This is a genomic window from Caballeronia mineralivorans PML1(12), from assembly GCF_001028175.1.
GTDB classification, from domain to species: Bacteria; Pseudomonadota; Gammaproteobacteria; order Burkholderiales; family Burkholderiaceae; genus Caballeronia; species Caballeronia mineralivorans.
Genome location: NZ_AEJF01000199.1, coordinates 13994 through 32801, shown reverse-complemented (window position 1 = coordinate 32801; position 18808 = coordinate 13994). Strand labels below are relative to the sequence as shown.

Annotated in this window: 15 protein-coding genes, 1 tRNA gene and 2 pseudogenes; 8 read left to right on the top strand and 10 right to left on the bottom strand. The window is 59.0% G+C overall.

Translation table 11 applies throughout. From position 1 onward, the window contains the following. Positions 1–466: substrate binding domain-containing protein (locus tag EOS_RS33800; RefSeq protein WP_047896569.1), on the top strand; the 466-nt coding region annotated here is incomplete at its 5' end. 335 nt (positions 467–801) lie between these two features. Here the strand turns inward: EOS_RS33800 and EOS_RS33795 are convergent. After that, positions 802–1434 carry an NAD-dependent epimerase/dehydratase family protein gene (locus EOS_RS33795; RefSeq protein ID WP_047896559.1) on the bottom strand — a complete coding sequence of 211 codons (633 nt, stop codon included), beginning with the start codon at positions 1432–1434 and terminating at the stop codon, positions 802–804. Between the two features lie 968 nt (positions 1435–2402). Here EOS_RS33795 and EOS_RS33790 point away from each other — a divergent pair. After that, positions 2403–3023, top strand: coding sequence for a TetR/AcrR family transcriptional regulator (locus EOS_RS33790; RefSeq protein WP_047896568.1), 621 nt, complete (start codon positions 2403–2405; stop codon positions 3021–3023). Positions 3024–3042: 19 nt separating this feature from the next. Continuing rightward, a complete protein-coding gene (locus EOS_RS33785; RefSeq protein WP_235443041.1) occupies positions 3043–4038 on the top strand; it encodes an alpha/beta fold hydrolase in 996 nt (331 codons plus the stop codon). A gap of 326 nt (positions 4039–4364) precedes the next feature. Here EOS_RS33785 and EOS_RS33780 read toward each other — a convergent pair whose 3' ends face one another. Then, positions 4365–5804, bottom strand: coding sequence for an aldehyde dehydrogenase family protein (locus tag EOS_RS33780; RefSeq protein WP_047896557.1), 1440 nt, complete (start codon positions 5802–5804; stop codon positions 4365–4367). A gap of 206 nt (positions 5805–6010) precedes the next feature. Here EOS_RS33780 and EOS_RS33775 point away from each other — a divergent pair, with 206 nt between their 5' ends. The 3 genes from EOS_RS33775 (at position 6011) to EOS_RS33765 (ending at position 9212) form a co-directional block, all read left to right on the top strand. Beyond that, positions 6011–6943 (top strand): LysR substrate-binding domain-containing protein, encoded by a 933-nt coding sequence (locus EOS_RS33775; protein ID WP_047896556.1) that lies wholly within the window; start codon positions 6011–6013, stop codon positions 6941–6943. Between the two features lie 100 nt (positions 6944–7043). Continuing rightward, the gene (locus EOS_RS33770; RefSeq protein WP_047896555.1) at positions 7044–7922 is read left to right on the top strand and encodes an oxidoreductase; all 879 of its coding nucleotides are present in this window, start codon (positions 7044–7046) and stop codon (positions 7920–7922) included. Positions 7923–7994: 72 nt separating this feature from the next. Then, a complete protein-coding gene (locus tag EOS_RS33765; protein WP_047896554.1) occupies positions 7995–9212 on the top strand; it encodes an MFS transporter in 1218 nt (405 codons plus the stop codon). 330 nt (positions 9213–9542) lie between these two features. On the opposite strand, the gene EOS_RS49570 is transcribed toward EOS_RS33765, so the two are convergent. Next, positions 9543–9686 carry an SDR family oxidoreductase gene (locus EOS_RS49570; protein WP_456151146.1) on the bottom strand — a complete coding sequence of 48 codons (144 nt, stop codon included), beginning with the start codon at positions 9684–9686 and terminating at the stop codon, positions 9543–9545. 115 nt (positions 9687–9801) lie between these two features. On the opposite strand from EOS_RS49570, the pseudogene EOS_RS45050 reads away from it, so the two are divergent. After that, positions 9802–9989 (top strand): annotated as a pseudogene (locus EOS_RS45050) (IS6 family transposase); the annotation flags it as partial. Between the two features lie 355 nt (positions 9990–10344). Here the strand turns inward: EOS_RS45050 and EOS_RS33755 are convergent. Both EOS_RS33755 and gltX read right to left on the bottom strand, forming a co-directional pair. Then, positions 10345–10420 (bottom strand) — tRNA-Ala (locus EOS_RS33755). A 165-nt stretch (positions 10421–10585) separates the two neighbouring features. Continuing rightward, a complete protein-coding gene (gltX, locus tag EOS_RS33750) occupies positions 10586–11992 on the bottom strand; it encodes a glutamate--tRNA ligase (RefSeq protein WP_047896552.1) in 1407 nt (468 codons plus the stop codon). A gap of 259 nt (positions 11993–12251) precedes the next feature. Here gltX and EOS_RS33745 point away from each other — a divergent pair, with 259 nt between their 5' ends. Beyond that, complete coding sequence (locus EOS_RS33745) at positions 12252–13226, top strand: patatin-like phospholipase family protein (protein ID WP_200908733.1); 975 nt, start codon at positions 12252–12254, stop codon at positions 13224–13226. 36 nt (positions 13227–13262) lie between these two features. Here EOS_RS33745 and EOS_RS33740 read toward each other — a convergent pair. The 5 genes and pseudogenes from EOS_RS33740 to EOS_RS33720 form a co-directional block, all read right to left on the bottom strand. Further along, positions 13263–13691 (bottom strand): annotated as a pseudogene (locus EOS_RS33740) (c-type cytochrome); the annotation flags it as partial. Positions 13692–14221: 530 nt separating this feature from the next. Next, positions 14222–14905, bottom strand: coding sequence for a C40 family peptidase (locus EOS_RS33735; RefSeq protein WP_047896550.1), 684 nt, complete (start codon positions 14903–14905; stop codon positions 14222–14224). A 136-nt stretch (positions 14906–15041) separates the two neighbouring features. Then, on the bottom strand, positions 15042–16640 hold the full coding sequence (locus EOS_RS33730; RefSeq protein WP_047896549.1) for an ABC transporter ATP-binding protein: 1599 nt from the start codon (positions 16638–16640) through the stop codon (positions 15042–15044). After that, positions 16637–17731, bottom strand: a complete 1095-nt coding sequence (locus EOS_RS33725) for an ABC transporter permease (protein ID WP_047896566.1) — start codon at positions 17729–17731, stop codon at positions 16637–16639. The genes EOS_RS33730 and EOS_RS33725 overlap by 4 nt, the downstream gene beginning before the upstream one ends. A 13-nt stretch (positions 17732–17744) precedes the next feature. Next, positions 17745–18779 (bottom strand): microcin C ABC transporter permease YejB, encoded by a 1035-nt coding sequence (locus tag EOS_RS33720; RefSeq protein ID WP_047896548.1) that lies wholly within the window; start codon positions 18777–18779, stop codon positions 17745–17747. Between the last annotated feature and the right edge of the window lie 29 nt (positions 18780–18808).

The window sequence follows — 18808 nt, the reverse complement described above, 5'->3', positions numbered from 1 at the left end:
AAAGGACAGCCGTCTTGTCTCCCGCAAGCTGACCGAAAGCGCCATGATCGTCTGTGCGGCTCCCGGCTACTGGGAACAGCACGGACGTCCCCGGCTCTGGTCCGATTTGCGAGATCACAATTGCCTGAGCGTCTGCTTTTCCAACATCTCACGACCCGAAGAATGGCGGTTCGGCAAGGAAGGCGACAAGCGCGTTGCCGTAAAGGGAACCATGCTGGCCAATAACGGCGACGCCCTCGTCGCAGTTGCCGTCGCCGGTCTCGGGGTCCTCTACGAACCCGAGTTCATCGTTGCCGACGCAATCCGGCGAGGCGAACTGGAGAGGGTCGCACTCGACGCCAGCACTGCAGATCTGGGCGGCATACACCTGGTTCGCTCGCCAGATCGAGCACCCCCGGCGAAGGTCCGGGTCATGATCGACTTTCTTGTCGCCGCGTTCAATCCACAGCCGCCATGGACACTTTAGTGAGGCATCGGCGATCACATCCTTGGCAGCGTGGTTGCTGCACCGTCGGTGCAGGGACGAAGTCTGCCCGGGAAAGGATGTCGATGATGAATGAGATTGCAGTTGCATTCGTTATCGACATCGCCACTTTGAGGACCGAGGTTGCCAGGGCGCCCACAATACCGGGACAAACAGCGGCGACCTTGAAACGTGACATTTCGAGGGGCGCCGGTGCGCCGGTCGGCTAGCGGCGGCGCCATCTTGACGACATGCCCGAGCGGAGGACCCAACGTACTACGCCGTAAATGAGTTCTATCGCGGACATGTGGCCCATATAGGATTCTGATGTGCGCCCTTCACACGAGATCCCTTGAGGTAACCATGTGCGGACCAGGTTTCCGGGTTATGACCGCATCGACAAGAGCCTCAGCAATATTGGAGGCAGGGTTGACACGAAACCCTCGCGGTAGCAATGGGCGAAGAAAAGTTGCGATTGGCAGCACGATGCGCTCCGCGATCCGGAACTCTTCCCGATCACCGCCAATCATGCCCGGACGTACAATCGTGACGGATTTAAATCCGATACTTTTTATGTCCCGCTCAACCTCACCTTTGGTACGGCAATAGAACAATGGTATGGATAACGAAGCACCAGGCGAGGACACCAGCGCGAACGCCTCCGCTCCTTTCCGATAGGCTTGTTTCGCGAAAGCGATCGGCAATACATAGTCGACATAGCGAAAAGCCTCCTTGGAGCCAGCTTTTCTGATAGTCGTTCCCATCGCGCATATAACCGCATCCACCGCCCAATCGGCAGCTTCCGACAGTAACGAACTGAGGTCAGGCGCGACAGGATTACTGAGTTTGGGATGACAGGAATGGCTACGGCGCGTCGGCGCAATGACTTGTCCGATACGAGTATCCCCTAAAGCTCTCTGGAGTACGGCTTTTCCGACAACACCTGTCGCACCTAGAATCAAAATCTTCATGGATTTATCACCGTCCGATGTTTCCTACACTACCGACCCGCTCAGCCTGCCGCCTCAAGGCGATCACCGCTTCGACCATTGCCGGGCCAAACTGATGTTGCACCGCAAACGGGCAGACAGCGGAGAAAAATTGCTTGAATCGCAGTGTCAAGGCTTAACCCCCGACACTTCGATCCCAATCCCCATTTAGATTGACTAGATTCGTCTTCGAGATCGGTTACCGCAAGTAGCGGTCAGCTAGTCCTTCGTCCGCGTCAGATGCTTGATCTCGACAAACTGATCGATGGTATCGGGCCCATCAGACTTCGAGCGTCGCGCAACGGTCGCGTCGATACATTAGGGAGCTCCAGTCACGAGCCCAACAGCGGAATTTTCAACGGCAGTCGTGGCCTCCCTCATGGGATCATGGGGCGTTGGGGCACAGGCGTGATTATCAACTATCTACCCGAAAATATAATTCGCCAAATCTTTACATCACCATTCCATTTGCTTTAATTGTTAACCCCACCGAGCGGCACGGCATGGGCCTATTTCAAGAAGTACAGGCATTTGTGCATCTCCGATGCAGAGTAGTTTCTCGCAGACATCGACGATCTGAACATCCCGCAGACAACGGTCACGACCCGGATCAAGCGGCTTGGTAAGTGCCTCGGTCCGCGGCTACTCGGGCGCACCACGCGCCAGAGTCAGCCTGGCGCACGACGGCGAGACGTATTGCCACCGGGGTACGCCTGCTGACTTATATGACGAGACCGACGGGGCATTTCAAGGCACGCTGCAAGATTAGTCGACGATGGGGATGGCGAATTTCGTCGCAGGAGGTACTGTGACCGCAGCCAGATCACAACGTTTCCGTGTCCGGCAGCGACTGTAGCGATTCCCGACCGGTGCATGATCCACCACCGCATCCGGAATCAAACGAAATTGACCCCTTGATTTGGAAATGATCATTTCCTATAATGCACACCATGAAATCTGAAACCCGTCAGCATCGTACCGAACGAGGCCCAGGCCGCCCCCGAGAATTTGATCTCGAACAGGCGTTAGATCGAGCGATCAAAATATTCAGCGTCCAAGGCTACAACGGCACTTCTATCAGTGATCTCGCTCACGCTATGCAGGTGACCGCGGGCAGCCTTTACAAAGCGTTTCCGGACAAGCGCGCGATTTTCATGGGTGCATTTGATCGATACGTGGCAGTACGTCAGGAAAAGCTGGGAAAGCGGCTTGCCTCAATGCTCACCGGACGCGACAAAATCCAGGCGATACTTTCGCACTACGCCGAGTTCTCCCACGGAGTCGAGGGGCGCCAAGGCTGTCTCGTCGTCGGAAGTGCCGTTGAATTGGCGGGCGTTGATCCGGAGATTGCCGCGCGAGTAGCGCAAACGCTCGGGCGATATGAACAGCGCTTCGAGCATCTGATTCAAGAAGGACGGCTGGATGGATCAATACCCGCGGATGTAGAGCCCAAATCCATCGCACCTTTACTTGTGTGCATTACCCAAGGTATGCGTGTGATGGGAAAGATCGGACGCTCCGCCGCAAAGACCCGTACGCTCGCCGTCAGCGCGATGAAACTCATTACCTAATTTTTTGACAAATTTGGATATGATCATATCCAAATTACTTCCTGCTCTGAAGAAGGAATCAACGATGAATGAATATCTGCGCACCACAAGCGCTGATGCGCTTACTCCGGCACGATTCGAAGCGGCGTCCTTCCGGGAAATCTTCCGCGATGGCTCTGCGGCCGTCAAAGGCGTCCGCCTGCACTATGTAGAGGGAGGCTCCGGCGCCCCCGTGCTGCTTATTCCGGGATGGCCGCAAAGCTGGTATGCCTGGCGATACATCATGCCGTTACTGGTCGCTGCCGGCCGTAGGGTCATTGCGTTAGACCCGCGCGGTATGGGCGATTCTGATCACCCATCGTCGGGATACGACATGACGTCGGTCGCGGCAGACGTGCACGACTTCGTGCGCACGCTGGGGCTGAATGAGATGGGACCGATAGATGTAGTAGGTCACGACGTCGGCACTTGGATTAGTTACGCATACGCGTCAGACTGGCCGACGGACGTGAAGCGGCTGGCGGTGCTCGACGCGGCGCTTCCCGGTATCACTCCGCCCGCTGCGCCAGGCATCCCCTCGGCAGAGGCGAACGTGAGGTCCTGGCACTTCGCGTTCAATCGGCTTGACGACTTGCCGGAAATCCTGATCCAGGGACGCGAGCGAGCCTTCCTGACGTGGTTGTTCAAAGCGAAGTCAGTGAATACGTGGACAATCGGACCGTCTGATCTGGACGAATATGTGCGCGTAAACGAAGCCCCGGGAGCGTTGCGTTCAGCGCTCGCATTTTACCGGGCTGCATTCAGCGTAGAGGGGCTCGCAAGGAACCGGGCGCGAGCCGAAAAGCCGCTCGATGTTCCTGTCTTGGCTCTTGGTGCAGAAGCGGGAGTGGGTGAAATCCTGTTCAAAACCATGCAGCAGGTCGCAAGCAATGTTCACGGCGGCGTGATCGACCACGTCGGTCACTACATGCCTGAAGAATGCCCACGGGCCGTTGTTGACCACCTCCTTCGTTTTTTTGACGGGACTGGCGGCTGAATATTCGCCGCTGCGTCAACGCCTCGCGCAGGGTTAACATAGCTGTCGGCGGTTTCGAAAAGATTCCCGCCAATAGGGGGCAGACGCGCGAGCGTCTCGCGCACCGAGCGCGGGTGGGCCGGTGGGCCGGCGGTCCCCCCACAAATTTGCCGACGATCCGCATGGCACCAAAGCCGAGCCGGTTGACCTCCCTATTACCACCGATACGGAACTGGCCAGAACAGAGCCCCGAAATGTCCTCGGGCATGCGGTTCTCCTATGCGCTGATCCACTGCCGAGCAGTGGACCAGCGAAGTTCATGAACCGATGTTAAGGGCGTCCTCGCCTCAAAACGGATAGGCACGTGGCGCATGCTGCACCGACACCCAATGGGTGCGCGTCATTTCGTCAATCACCCACTGTCCGCCAAAACGCCCAAGGCCCGAGTTCTTCTCTCCGCCAAACGGCGTATTGGGATAATCGTTGGTGCTCATGTCGTTGACATGGGTCATCCCGGCATTGATTCGGTGAGCGACGCGCACGCCGCGTTCCACGTCGCGTGTGAAGAGCGCGCTGGACAAGCCAAACTCCGTGGCATTTGCCGCCCGGATCGCCGCTTCATCGTCTTCGACACAAACGATTGGCGCAATCGGACCAAAGATTTCCTCGCGCGCGAGCGACGACTCTACTTGCACCTTCGTGAAAATGTGAGGCGGCAACACAAGGCCCGACGCTTGGCCACCCAGCGCACGATGCGCACCCGCGTCAATAGCAGCGTCTATCATGCGCGTCAGCGCGTCGAGCCGCTTGCGGCTGATGACCGGACCGATGACCGTATCGGCGTCGGCCGGATTGCCGGCCTTAAGCGCCTTGACCCGTTCGATATATCCCGCGACAAAGTCGTCATGTATCGCCGAGTGAACGATGATCCGGTTCGTGCTGACGCATACCTGACCCTGGTGCAGGAACTTGCCCACGACGGCGGCGCTAATGGCCTGTTCGAGATCGGCATCGGCCAACACGATCAGCGGCGCATTGCCGCCCAGCTCAAGCGCCACGCGCTTGAGCGTCGGACCGGTCATTGCCAACGAACCAATGCGGCGGCCAACGGGCGTCGAACCCGTAAAGGAAATAAATGGAGAAAGTGGATGGGTCACAAACGCATCTCCAATCTCGCTCGCATCGCCCACCGCTACGTTAAGCACGCCGGGAGGCAAGCCCGCTTCCTCGAAGACCCGCGCAAGCAACAAGCCTCCGGTCACTGGCGTCTCCGCAGCCGGCTTCACAACCACCGCGTTGCCGAGCGCCAGCGCAGGCGCAATCGAGCGGTTGGTCAGATGCAGCGGCCAATTCCAGGGACTAATGACGCTGACCACGCCGAGTGGACGACGATAGATACGATGTTCCTTATCCGGCACATCCGAGGGCAAGATTTCGCCCTTTGCCTGATACGGGAACGCGGAGAACTGGGTCATCATGGAATGGACAGCTTGCCACTCGAGGTTCGCCTTGATCCGAGTGCTACCGGACTCGCGGATAAGCCAGTCGACGATCTCTTCTTTGCGCGCCTCGAGAATAGTCGCGGCACGAAGCAGCAGACCAGCCCGCTCGCCTGGGGGACGGGTCCCCCACTCAACCTGCGCGGCGTGCGCGGCCTTGAATGCAGCGTCGACATCAGCCACACTTGCATTCGCAATTTCGTTCAGCAATTCGCCCGTGTAAGGATCGGTCACACGGGTGACGCCCGCGCCACGCCCGGCTCGCCGGCTACCTCCAATAACCTGCATATCAAGGCCATCATAAGGAGGAGGATATGCCGCTGAAGCTGAAGCGGTGGATGTCATGATCGAATGGCTCCCTGCATAATATGGTCGATGGAAACGGATACTGCACCCGATGCCGAGTTGCATGAGGTGCTTCCTGTCGCTCAGTATCGGCATGCCTGATGATGTGGGCCAATTAGTTCGCATTGAACCTTCGATAAGAGTCCCTTATGAGAGCAATTGAGCTGCGCCAGCTACGCTATTTCTCGATTCTGGCCAAGGAGTTGCACTTCGGCCGGGCTGCCGAACTCGCATTCGTCACACAGCCGGCGCTCAGCCAGCAGGTCGCGAAGCTCGAAGAACTCGTGGGCGTGCAGTTGTTCGATCGCAACCGGCGGGGCGTGGCGTTGACTCCTTCGGGCGAAGCCTTGCGCGACGGCATTGAAAAAGTTTTCGAGCAAATCGAGAGTGCTTTGAAAGCCGCCAGGAAAGCCGGCGAACACGGTGAATTCAAGCTGTCTGTCGGACTGGTCGAATACACCAACCTTCCCTTCGTTCCGCCCGCGCTGATCCGGCTACAGGCGCTGTATCCCGATGTGACGATCGCCCGGCACGAGATGAACGCAGTGCAACAGGTCGCGGCGCTGGCACTCAATCAGATCGACGTCGGCTTCGGTGTGCCGATCGAGCCGATGCCGGGCATTGCTCCGGTACGCGCGCAACCCTTGCTCGAATCGGGCTGGGCCCTATTGATGCGTCGCGAGCATCGGCTCGCCGGCCTCGGCCGTCTGCAGTTGGACGATCTCGCCGCCGAACGTTTGATTGTCCCCGCCAGGGGGGTGAACGTTCCGCTCTACGACTCGGTCATCGCTCACTGCAGCCGGGCGGGCTTCAGGCCGAACATCGTGTACGAAACCATGCAATCGCAAGTGGGCATGACCCTTGTCGAGCAAGGTCTTGGCGTCATGCTCGGCGCTACGTACGTGTTCGCAGCGATCCCGCAGTCGCTTACCTGGCGCCCGATCGATGGATTCGATGCACTGACGGTCAAAATGTTTACCCGACCGGACGAGCGCAACGCACTGATTCTGGATTTTATTGAACTGGCGGTCGAGGAAGCACGTCGCGTACAAGCCCGTACCGTTAAGAACGTAGCCGAATGAAAATGACCGGAACCTGGAAAGCGGTCGATTAGCGGCAGTTATCGAAACCTCAAGTATTTCGAATTAGCCCGAATGCCGTCCGTCGGCCAGACTCCTCCTCATGGTGCGAACACTACCGTTCGCACCGGTTACATTGAGGAGCACCATCGTGCGTACCTGGTTGATCAGTGGAGTGAGCAGCGGATTCGGCCGTGCTCTGGCAGAAAAAGTCGTGTCGAGTGGCGATCGCGTTGTCGGCACCGTGCGAACGAGCGCGGCCCGTGCCGAGTTCGGAAAGCTCGATCCCGAACGTGCCCTCGGTGTCCTGCTCGACGTGACTTGCGATGACGACGTCACGCGAGTCGTATCTGCCATCGAGCGCGACGTCGGCGCGGTTGATGTTCTTGTCAACAATGCGGGTTATGGGCACGAAGGAACCATTGAAGAAACCTCCATGGCCGACTTTCGTGCGCAGTTCGACGTCAACGTGTTCGGCGCGGTTGCCATGACGAAGGCAGTGCTGCCCTTCATGCGTGAGCGCCGTCATGGTCACATCATCAATATCACGTCGATGGGCGGTATCGTCACTTTCCCGGGACTCGGAGCCTATCACGGCAGCAAGTTCGCGCTCGAAGGAATCAGCGAGACCCTCGCGAAAGAAGTGGCCGCGTTTGGTATCAAGGTCACGGCCGTCGAGCCGGGCGCATTCCGCACCGATTGGGCAGGACGGTCAATGAAACGCAGCGACGCCGCGATCGCGGACTATGAGCCGCTGTTCGGACCTTTGCGCAAAGCGCGGGCCGAGCGCAGTGGAAAGCAGGCGGGCGACCCCAGGAGGGCTGCGGACGCCATCGTTCAGATCGCTGATACGGAAACGCCGCCAGTCCATCTTCTGCTTGGGACCGATGCGTTGGGATTCGTGCGCCACAAACTCGAAAGTCTGAGCGAAGAGATTGATCGCTGGGAAGCGCTGACCGTCAGCACCAATTTCGCAGACTAGTCCAGTGCGGCCGCGCTTCGTGTCAATGATGCGCGCCGTACTGCCAATATCCGGCCTTCCTGGCAGACCCCGATGACTCGCTCCCATGTCTCGACGCGCCCCCTCGCGAAAGCGACGCTCATTCTGCTTGCGCTCATGTGCGGCATCTCAATAGGCAGTGCTTATTACGCGCAGCCCTTGCTGCCCGCCATCGGGCGCGCGTTCCACGTTTCCGACGCTGCAATCGGACTCGTGCCGATGCTGACTCAGATCGGCATCGGTGCGGGCGTCCTGATCTTCATGCCGCTTGGTGATATCGTCGACAATCGAAAACTCATTCTCCTGCTGGTCGGCGCGCATGTTGTGACGCTCGCACTAGTGGCGAGTTCGCGCACCGCCAACATGCTCTATTGGTCCAGCACCCTGATGGGACTGACCACCATCGCGCCATACTTGTTGCCACCGTTCGCCGCGAAGCTGTCGCCGCCCGAAAGCCGGGGGCATGTTACCGGTTTCCTCGCCCGCGGCTTCTTCGCGGGCATTCTGCTGGCGCGAACCGTCAGCGGTTATGCCGGGTACTACCTCGCATGGAATGCGGTCTACTGGATCGCACTCGCAGCCATGCTGATCGTTGCCGTCCTGTTCGCGAGTCACGTCCCCGCCAGCAGGCCGACGCTTCGGCTCGGCTATGGCCAGTTGCTTCGCTCGCTCGTTACCGTCTTCCTGCAAGAGCCTAAGCTTCGCCTCGCAGCGCTGACGCAAGGACTGCTATTCGGCGCGTTCAACGCGTTCTGGACGAGCCTCGCGTTCTATCTGGAGACGCCGCAGTTTCATCTGCCAAGTTACGTGGCGGGTCTGTTCGGTGTAGTCGGGTTGGCCGGAGCGCTTGGCGCTCCTCTGTTCGGCAAGCTCGCCGATCGACGCGGGCCGGAGTTTGCGGTGAAGCTCGGAACGAGTATCGCGTTGCTGTCCTGGGTCATATTCGCGTTCCTGGGCGGTAGTCTCGCCGGACTGATCGTCGGCGTCCTCTTACTCGACCTGGGAATCACCGCGTCACACGTATCGAATCAAACGATCATCTATCGCCTGGCGCCGGAGATTCGCAGCCGCGTCACAACGCTCTATATCCTCGGGCTTTTTACGGGCGGGGCGGGACTGTCCCGGCTAGCGACGCTCGTGTGGGCAGCGCATGGATGGCACGGCGTGTGTACGCTCGGACTCGCCGTTACTGTGATCGCAGCAGTAGTGAACTTCGTACCGGGCAAGCGCCCGGTCACGGACGCAACTGCCAAGCGTGTGTGGATGGAGTGAAAGATGAGATCAACTTTACTCATCAATTCTTCCGCCTCGGACGTCTGGCAGGCTTAGCCCAACAATTTGTTCGCCTGACGCGACGCTTTTGTCATTTGTCCGCGCGGGGCCGGGTGACTACCATGGACGCAACGAAGTCATCGCGGCTTGGCGCGTACCGCTCAGGCTTACGACGAAGCGACCACTAACTACCATAACGAACGAGACAAAAGGATTCCCTCATGACCGTTCTCCCCTTCCTGATCGGCGGCGAGTGGCTGCCGCGGTGATCGCGGATTGCTGAATGCATCCTGAGGCGCCCTCGGTGCCTCAGGATGCATGAGACCGCTCTCAGAGCGACCGTCCGCCGTCTACTGCGATCACCTGCGCGGTCATGAAACCGGGCGCGTCCGCTGCGATCCAGGCGATGGTGTCCGCGATCTCCTGCGGCTGACCGAGGCGGCGAACGGGAATCTGCGGAAGATAGCGCTCCATCGCCTGCGTCCAGGTCTCCCCATCGCGCAAGAAACGCGCGAGCATCGGTTCTGGTGCAAATAAGCTCGTTGGATTGGTTAAAGTAGCGATCCAATCAATCTGGTGGCCGGTGGTGATGAGCAAGGGGAAAGTTCTGGAGGGGGTGTCGAAGGTCGGCATTTTGATCGGGAGATCATTGTTCCGTGTGTGCGTTGGTACCTTCGCTACAAGCTAAGTCTGCGCGATCTGGTCGAAATGATGGCCGAGCGGGGATTGTCGCTGGCACACACCACGATCATGCGTTGGGTAAAGCGCTTTACGCCGGAGTTCGTCAAGTGCTGGAATCAGTTTGGTATACCCACAGGCTGGTCATGGCGTGTTCAATAAATAGGAAATCCTCATTTATTGGAGACGTCTCGATCTCACCAGCTATTTGCACCAGAGCCAGGAAATATTCCCGGTCACGGTGCCGGGCAGACCGGATCTGCAATTCAGTCAGCTGTCCCACGATGTACCCCAAAACAGAAAATCAACGCGATTCAGTCTAGGGTACGAGTTTGGGTACGTGCAAATCGCGGAACCTACCGGAGCAGGCCGGAATTCCGTCGATCGCAGAAAAGATAAAGCCTTGATTTCTCAAGGCTTTTCGGACTTCTTTGGCTGTCTGCGGCCCACTAAGTGGTGGAGGTAAGCGGGATCGAACCGCTGACCTCTTGCATGCCATGCAAGCGCTCTCCCAGCTGAGCTATACCCCCTTGCAGAACAGAAACGAGATTCTAAAGGGCACTTTTGAAGTTGTAAATACCTTTTAGCCCAGCGTCTGAAAATAGTTCGTCCTTGGGGTGCGAACTTGGGGCGCAAATCGGACACCGTTGCTGCCGATGTCGTACGCCACGTTCCTGCCGTCCGCTCGCACCCGTTCAGGCGATGCCTTTCTCGAGCCGCGCCAGCACCGTTTCGCGTCCGAACAACATCAGCACCGCGTCGATAGAAGGCGTGTGCGTAGTACCCGCCACCAAGAGGCGCACCGGCATGGCGAGGTGCGGCATCTTGAGCTTGTGGCTCGTCAACGTGGCCTTGAACGCAGCCGAGATCGCTTCCTTGCTCCATTCCACTTCGCTCAGTGCCAGCCGCAAGTCAGCGAGCGCGGGACGCACGGCTTCGGTGACATGTTGCGCGAGCGCAGCGGGATCGATCACGGGTTCCTGATAGAACATGGCGGCGTTGTCGGCGATCTCTTTTACCGTCGATGCACGGTCCTTCAGCAATCCAATCACGAGCTCGAGCGGCGGCCCCTGCTCGATCATGGCGGCGTCGATACCCAGTTCGGCCAGAAAGGGCTTTGTGAGCGTCTCGAGCCGGGCGTTGTCAGCTTCCTTGATGTAATGCGCGTTCAACCAGTTCAGGCGGTCCGGATCGTATTGCGCCGGCGACTTGCCCAGATGGTCCAGGTCGAACCATTCGACAAATTGTTCGCGGGAGAAGATTTCCGCGTCGCCATGCGACCAGCCGAGCCGCGCCAGATAGTTCAGGACCGCTTCCGGCAAATAACCGCTGTCGCGATAACCCATCACGCTCATGGCGCCGTGGCGCTTGCTCATCTTCTCGCCCTGCTCGTTGAGCACGGTCGGCAAGTGAGCGTACACCGGAACCTCGCCGCCCAGCGCACGCAGGATGTTGATCTGGCGCGGCGTGTTGTTCACGTGGTCGTCGCCGCGAATCACGTGGGTGATCTTCATGTCGAGATCGTCGACAACCACGCAGAAGTTATACGTCGGCGTGCCGTCCGGGCGCGCGATCACGAGGTCGTCGAGTTCGTCGTTCGAGATTTCGATCGTGCCCTTCACCGCGTCATCCCAGCTCACCACACCGCCGATGGGATTGCGAAAGCGAATCACGGGCGAGACGCCTTCGGGAATGGGCGGCAGCACCTTACCCTCTTCCGGGCGCCACGTGCCGTCGTAGCGCGGCTTTTCGTTGGCCGCGCGCTGGCGTTCACGCAATGCGTCGAGTTCTTCCGTCGACATATAGCAGTGGTAGGCCAGGCCTTGGTCGAGCATCTGCTTCAGCACTTCACGATAGCGGTCCATGCGCTGCATTTGATAGATCGGACCTTCGTCGTAGTCGAGGCCGAGCCATTCCATGCCTTCGAGGATGGCGTCGACGGACGCGTCGGTCGAGCGCTCCAGGTCGGTGTCCTCGATGCGCAACACGAAAACGCCCTTCATCTTGCGCGCGAACGCCCACGGATAAAGCGCGGAGCGAATGTTGCCGAGGTGGATGAAGCCTGTTGGGCTCGGAGCGAAACGGGTACGGACTTGGGTCATGTGCGGTGTGCTCGATAGCTCAAATGCGCGTGCCGGCACGGGAGGAGCCAGGCAGGCGATACATCGGGGACCGGCTTGCGCGCGTCTTTTCGACAAACGCTGCAAGCGGTCAAAACGAGTAGGAATTATACCCGCCGGGCGCTTTTGCCCTGCTTTCGGGGGTCGTCATGTTTTATCATGTGCGCCGTTACTGGATGGCTTAACCGAGTGGCTTGAACAACTCTCCACGCCGGTCCCCGCTGCCTCGCAGGAGAACTTCTTGAAATCATCGCCGCCCTCGCCTTCATCGCTGCCTCGCGCACCTAGCACTCCTCGCATTTCGCGGCGCGCGTTTTCTCTTGGCTGCGCATCGGCGGTGCTCACCGCCTGCACCACGACGAGCACCTCTACGACCGCCGTCACGCCACCAGCGCCGCCCACGCCCACGGAAAACATCCCCCAGCGCCCCGTTCGCATCGGCCTGGCGTTGGGCGGCGGCGCGGCGCGGGGGTTTGCACACGTCGGCGTGATCAAGGCGCTCGAAGCGCGCAACCTGAAGGTGGACCTGTTGAGCGGCACGAGCGCGGGATCGGTGATCGCGGCGTTGTCGGCGTCGGGGATGAGCGGTATCGCCATCAACAAGCTCGCTCTGACCATGGACGAAGCGTCTATCAGCGACTGGGCCATGCCATTCCGCACGCGCGGTTTCCTGCAAGGCGTCGCGCTGCAGAATTTCCTGAACAAGACACTCGATAACCGGCCGATCGAGAAGATGGCGAAGCCGCTCGGTATTGTCGCGACGGATCTGAAAACCGGCCAGCCGATTCTGTTTCAGCGCGGCAATACGGGCATTGCCGTGCGCGCATCATGCAGCGTGCCGTCCATCTTCGAGCCGGTGAAGATCGGCGGCCATGAATACGTGGATGGCGGTCTGGTAAGCCCGGTGCCCGCGGCGTTCGCACGCAAGATGGGCGCGGATTTTGTGATCGCGGTGGATATTTCGGCGCGCCCCGAGACGGCATTGACGCAAAGCTCGTTCGACGTCCTGATGCAAACCTTCACGATCATGGGCCAGACCATCAAGGCTTACGAACTCGATAAATACGCCGACTTCGTCATCCGCCCGAACTTGGCCGCCATGAGCGGCAGCGACTTCGGCCAGCGCAACGCGGCGATCCTCGCCGGCGAGGAAGCGGTCGCGAAAATCTGGCCGGAGTTGCAGCGGCAAATGGCGGCGAAAGGCGCTACCGTTTGAAGACGCGGTGGCGCTTGTCCTTGAAAACCGCGCGGCCTAGCGCAACGCCTTGACGTTGGCCGCCGTTACATCACCCGGCTGGCCACCCCAGCCCGCGCGCAGGTAATTGGCGAGGTGTGCGAGTTCGTCGTCGCTGAGCGTGGCGGCGAATCCCGGCATCGCCTGCATGCTCTCCGTTCCGGCAAACTCGGCCGCGTCGACACCATCGAACATCGCGACGATCAGGTGGTGCGGATCGGCCTGGCGCAGTGTCGAGTTCCCTTGCATCGATACCGCCACGTGCGGCTTGCCTTCCCCCTCACGTCCATGACACCCCGCGCGCACAGCGACATAACTTGTCCTGCCTGCAGCCAATTGCGCGGCGTCGACGGGACCGGGTCGCACGGGCGTGGGCGGCAAAGGCGCATCGCCGAGCAGATAGGTCGACATCGCGCGTAGATCGCTCTGCGTCAGGTACTGGCTGCTCGAGACCACCTGATTCGATTTGCGATTTTTATTTTGCATTCCGAAATAATTAACTTATTCATATAACCACTTGATCCAATGCGAGAGGACGATGAGATATCTGACTATCCCGATCGTAAGCGCACTTCACCTTTTTCAACGTGCCAAGGATTTGCACCAGCCTGTTTCAACGTTTAGCTGTTTTTTTCAGACTTTGTTTTGACCGGGTTCGTGTCGCGGCGAGGCGCTCGGTGCTACCCGGCAAAGGTTGGCGATTGTACGGGGTAAAGCTTGACTGAAAGCAGCAATCTGAGTGTCAAAGTTTGTACCTGAGAGGCATCGGCGCTGCGGGCGAAAACGTGTTGCGATGCGCAGCGTCCCAATCACTCGGAAAGGTCCGAATCTGTTCCGGTCTTAGGAAGGTTTCCAGGCGTGGAATCGTTGTCTTGCGAACTTGAAGCGGCCAACGACAAAAGCCTGCCTTCTTTCGGAAGGCAGGCTTTTGTACTGCTGACCTGTCAGCAGCAACCGCTCAGATCGATACCAACGACTTAATTGCCGTTGTTACCGATCGTGGCGCTGACGCGCTGACGCAGATCGACACCGTCAATCGGGAAGGTCGCTTCAACACGCCGAGCGCCCGTATACCGCTTTTCCCAATAGCTGTCGTCCATGTCGTCCACACGGATCGTGCTGCCCGTGGACGGAGAATGAACAAACTTGTTGTCGCCGATATAAATCCCGACATGCGAGAACGAACGACGCATCGTGTTGAAAAACACGAGATCACCCGGTTTCAGCTCGCTCACGCGAACTTTCTCGCCCACCCGACTCATTTCTTCCGCGCGCCGCGGCAGCGTCATGCCCAGCGTGTCCTGGAACACGTAGCGCACAAAACCACTGCAGTCGAGACCGGAATCAGGTGTATTGCCACCCCAGCGATAACGCACGCCGATCATATTGAGCGCGCCGACGACCACGTCGCCCGCCTTGCTCGCCATGCCGGAAAGAAATGAACGCGTGCCGCTGGATGAGTTGCTTGTCACATTGCCAGAGTCGGCAACGGGATAAACGTCGTTAGCTGCTTTCGACGACGAAAACATGCCATTGCTGGCATTTTGGCTTGAACTGTTGACTTCGTCGGCGAACGCACCGGAAGTTGCTGTCATCATCAGGCCGATCAACATGCTGGCTGCTGCTCGCGCGCATGTCTGAGTCAAAGTTAATTGCTGCATCGGTCGGTAGTTTTTGGTGAAAAAGACTGAAAAATCAGGATCATGCGGAAAAGTTGGCTTGATACTAGCCAGATATTATTTACATGTCAAAAGGCATAGAAAAATTCAATTGAGATACGCACCTAATTGGTGAAAATTAGGCCGCGATCGCGGCTTTCAGTAGCTTTCTTGTGTATTCGTGGGATGGCATGGCAAAAATATTCTCCACATCACCGGTTTCCACGACAGTTCCGTTCTGCATCACCACAACCCGGTGCGCCATCGCGCCGATGACCTCCAGGTCATGGCTGATGAACACGTAACCCAAGTTGTACTTCCGTTGTATATCGGCAAGAAGCTGTAAAACTTGATGCTGAATCGACACATCGAGTGCACTCGTGGGTTCGTCGAGGATCAGGATGCGCGGTTCGAGCACCAGCGCGCGGGCAATCGCGATGCGTTGGCGCTGCCCGCCGGAGAACTCGTGCGGATATCGGTTCAACGCCGTCCTGTCCATCCCGACTTCGCGCAGAACCGCCACCACCTTGGCGTGGCGCGCCGCGGCATCGAGTTCCGGACGATGCAGCGCAAGCCCCTCGCCGACTATTCGCTCAATCGTCTGACGTGGCGAGAGTGAGCTGTACGGGTCCTGAAACACCACCTGCATATTCGATCGCAGAACGGTTTTTTCGCGGCCGCGATAATCGCCAAGCAGGCGCCCCTGGAACTCCACCTTGCCGTGCGACGTGCGCTGCAGTCCGAGCAACGCCATCGCGAGCGTGGATTTTCCGGACCCCGACTCGCCGACAATGCCGAGCGTTTCACCCTGCCGCACGCTCACCGATACGCGATCCACTGCCTTGAACGCGCCGTGCCGGAACCAGCCGCCCACACCGGGCGTTTTCGTGGCGAATGCCACGGATACTTCCTGCGCGTCGAGCAACACGGGTGACAGCGGCAGCACCGGCAACACCGTGCGCTGCGGCTTGCTCGCAAGCAAACGCACCGTATAAGGATGTTGCGGCGACGCGAATATGTCTTGCACGGTACCGCTTTCAACCAGCACGCCCTGTTCCATCACCGCCACACGCTGCGCGAATTTACGCACGAGGTTGAGATCGTGCGTGATCAGCAGAACGGCCATGCCGCGCGAGGCGGCTTCGTCGCGTTGCAGTTCCAGCAGCAATTCCACGATCTGCGCGCGGATCGTCACGTCGAGCGCGGTCGTGGGTTCATCGGCGAGAAGGAGGCGCGGCCGGCACGCCAACGCCATCGCGATCATCGCGCGCTGGCGTTGTCCTCCCGATAGCTGATGCGCGTATCGGTCGATGCGCTTTTCCGGCTCCGTAATACCTGTGCGCGCGAGCAAGTCGATCGCCCGGCGACGGGCATCGCGAGCGGACACGCCGTCGTGCAGCACAATCGTCTCGATAATCTGGTCGCCGATGGTGTACAGCGGGTTCAGCGCGGTCATCGGCTCCTGGAAGATCATCGCGATGTCGGAGCCACGGAGTTTGCGCATTTCCGATTCGTTCTTCGGAAGCAATTCCTGGCCGTCGAAGCGGATCGAGCCGGTCAGGTCGGCATCGCGTAAAAGCCGCAGGATCGATAACGCCGTCACGCTCTTGCCCGATCCCGATTCGCCGACCAGCGCCACGCGCTCGCCAGCCTCTATCGTGAGGTTCACGCCGTCGACCGCCATGGTGTCGCCGAAACGTACCCGCAGATCCGCGATTTCCAGCAACGGCGCGCTCATTTGCCACCTCCGGCTTTGATGGCATCGGACATCCGGGTGTCGAGCGCGTTGCGCAGCGCGTCGCCCATGAATGTCAGCAGCAACAAGGTCGCGACCAGCACGCCGAAGGTGGACAGCGAGATCCACCACGCGTCGAGATTCGCCTTGCCTTGCGCGAGCAATTCACCCAGCGAAGGCGTAGGCGGCGGCACGCCGAGGCCGAGAAAATCGAGGCTCGTCAGCGCAAGGATCGCTCCGCTCATGCGGAACGGCAGGAAGGTAATGACGGGCGTGAGACTGTTCGGCAGGATATGTCGCCAGATGATCTGGGCATTCGATAAACCCATCGCCCGCGCCGCCCGCACATAGTCTTGGGTGCGGTTGCGCAGGAACTCGGCGCGCACGTAATCCGATAAACCGATCCAGCCGAACAACGAGAGCAAGATAACGAGCAGCAGCAAGCTCGGCTCGAAAATGGACGCGAAGATGATCAGCAGATACAACTCCGGCAACGCACTCCATATCTCGATCAGACGCTGCCCGGTCAGGTCCGTACGCCCGCCGAAGTAGCCCTGCACCGCGCCGGCCAGCAGACCCAGCACCGTGCCTATCGCCGTTAAAACCAGCGCAAAGATGACTGACACGCGAAAACCATAGAGCAGTCGCGCGAACACATCGCGACCACGGTCGTCGGTGCCGAGCCAGTTTTCACGCGATGGCGGCGCCGGATTCGAAGCCTTCGAAAAGTAGTTGAGCGTGTCGTAATAGTAGTGGTTCGGCGGATAAACGGCGAAGTTACTGCCCTGACTGAAACGGTCGCGAATATACGGATCGAGATAATCCGCGGGCGTCGGAAAATCGCCCCCGAACGTGGTCTCCGCGTACGTCTTTACCAGCGGGAAATAAAGATGACCTTCATAGCGCACGACCAGCGGTTTGTCATTCGACCACAGCGGCCCCGCGAGACTGATCGCGAACACAATCACGAAAATCACGAGGCTCCAGTAACCAAGCCGGTTGCGTTTAAAACGTTGCCAGACGCGTTGGCCTGGCGTGATGGAAGCAGGAACGCTGAGCGGCTGGGCGTCGCTGTCTTGAGGCGGACGGAGCAGGGAACGGTTCAACTCAACGCTCCAGTTGTTCGAATTGAATGCGCGGATCGACCCAGACGTAGCAAAGGTCGGAGATCAGCTTGGTGGCAAGGCCAATCAGCGTGAAGAGATACAGCGTGCCGAGCACGACCGGATAATCGCGCCGCACGACAGACTCGTAGGAAAGCAGGCCGAGGCCATCGAGTGAAAAAAGCGTTTCTATCAGCAAACTGCCTGTAAAGAACGCCCCGATGAACGCGCCCGGAAAACCCACGATCAGCGGCAACAACGCGTTGCGGAAGATGTGCTTCCAAAGCACGCTCCTCTCCGATAACCCCTTCGCCCTCGCCGTCAGCACATATTGCTTGCGGATTTCATCGAGGAACGCGTTCTTGGTCAGCATGGTGATGACCGCGAAGCTGCCCACCACCGACGCAATGATGGGCAACGTGATGTGCCACAAGTAGTCCGCAATCTTCCCGCCGAGACTCAAGGTCGCCCAATTATCGGAGGTGAGATTGCGCAGCGGAAACAGTTGCCAGAAGGAACCTCCGCCGAACAATACGAGCAGCAAAACGCCGAGCACAAAGCCGGGGATAGCGAAGCCGACGAGCACGAGCAAACTTGTCGTGACATCGAAGGTGGAACCGTTACGCACCGCCTTCGCGATCCCGAGCGGCACCGAAATCAGGTACGTAATAAAGAACGTCCACAAGCCAATGCTGATCGACACCGGCAGCTTCGACACAATCAGCGACCACACGCTTTGATGGCGGAAATAGCTATCGCCTAGATCGAAACGGGCGAAGCGGCCGAGCATCAGCCAGTAGCGCTCGAGCGGCGGTTTATCGAAGCCATACAGCGCGCGAAGTTGCGCGACTTGCTGCGCGTCCACGCCGGTATGCATGCGCATGCCGAAGCTCGTGCTTTGCTCACCGCGCCGCAATTCATGGACGGCCTGTTCAACCGGTCCGCCGGGCACGAACTGGATCACGGCGAACGTCAGCGTGAGGACGCCGAGCAAGGTCGGGATCATCAGCAAGATTCGTTTGAGGATGTAGCTCCACATGGGCGCGGTCCGCTTGAGTGATTAAATGC

Bases quoted from the DNA above. Each gene is read 5' to 3' on its own strand.
- EOS_RS33730 (WP_047896549.1), bottom strand. From the start codon at position 16,640: ATGAGCGCGCCGTTGCTGGAAATCGCGGATCTGCGGGTACGTTTCGGC.
- EOS_RS33785 (WP_235443041.1), top strand. From the start codon at position 3,043: ATGATCATATCCAAATTACTTCCTGCTCTGAAGAAGGAATCAACGATG.
- gltX (WP_047896552.1), bottom strand. From the start codon at position 11,992: ATGACCCAAGTCCGTACCCGTTTCGCTCCGAGCCCAACAGGCTTCATC.
- EOS_RS33775 (WP_047896556.1), top strand. From the start codon at position 6,011: ATGAGAGCAATTGAGCTGCGCCAGCTACGCTATTTCTCGATTCTGGCC.
- EOS_RS33720 (WP_047896548.1), bottom strand. From the start codon at position 18,779: ATGTGGAGCTACATCCTCAAACGAATCTTGCTGATGATCCCGACCTTG.
- EOS_RS33780 (WP_047896557.1), bottom strand. From the start codon at position 5,804: ATGCAGGTTATTGGAGGTAGCCGGCGAGCCGGGCGTGGCGCGGGCGTC.
- EOS_RS33790 (WP_047896568.1), top strand. From the start codon at position 2,403: ATGAAATCTGAAACCCGTCAGCATCGTACCGAACGAGGCCCAGGCCGC.
- EOS_RS33765 (WP_047896554.1), top strand. From the start codon at position 7,995: ATGACTCGCTCCCATGTCTCGACGCGCCCCCTCGCGAAAGCGACGCTC.
- EOS_RS33735 (WP_047896550.1), bottom strand. From the start codon at position 14,905: ATGCAGCAATTAACTTTGACTCAGACATGCGCGCGAGCAGCAGCCAGC.
- EOS_RS49570 (WP_456151146.1), bottom strand. From the start codon at position 9,686: ATGGAGCGCTATCTTCCGCAGATTCCCGTTCGCCGCCTCGGTCAGCCG.
- EOS_RS33770 (WP_047896555.1), top strand. From the start codon at position 7,044: ATGGTGCGAACACTACCGTTCGCACCGGTTACATTGAGGAGCACCATC.
- EOS_RS33795 (WP_047896559.1), bottom strand. From the start codon at position 1,434: ATGAAGATTTTGATTCTAGGTGCGACAGGTGTTGTCGGAAAAGCCGTA.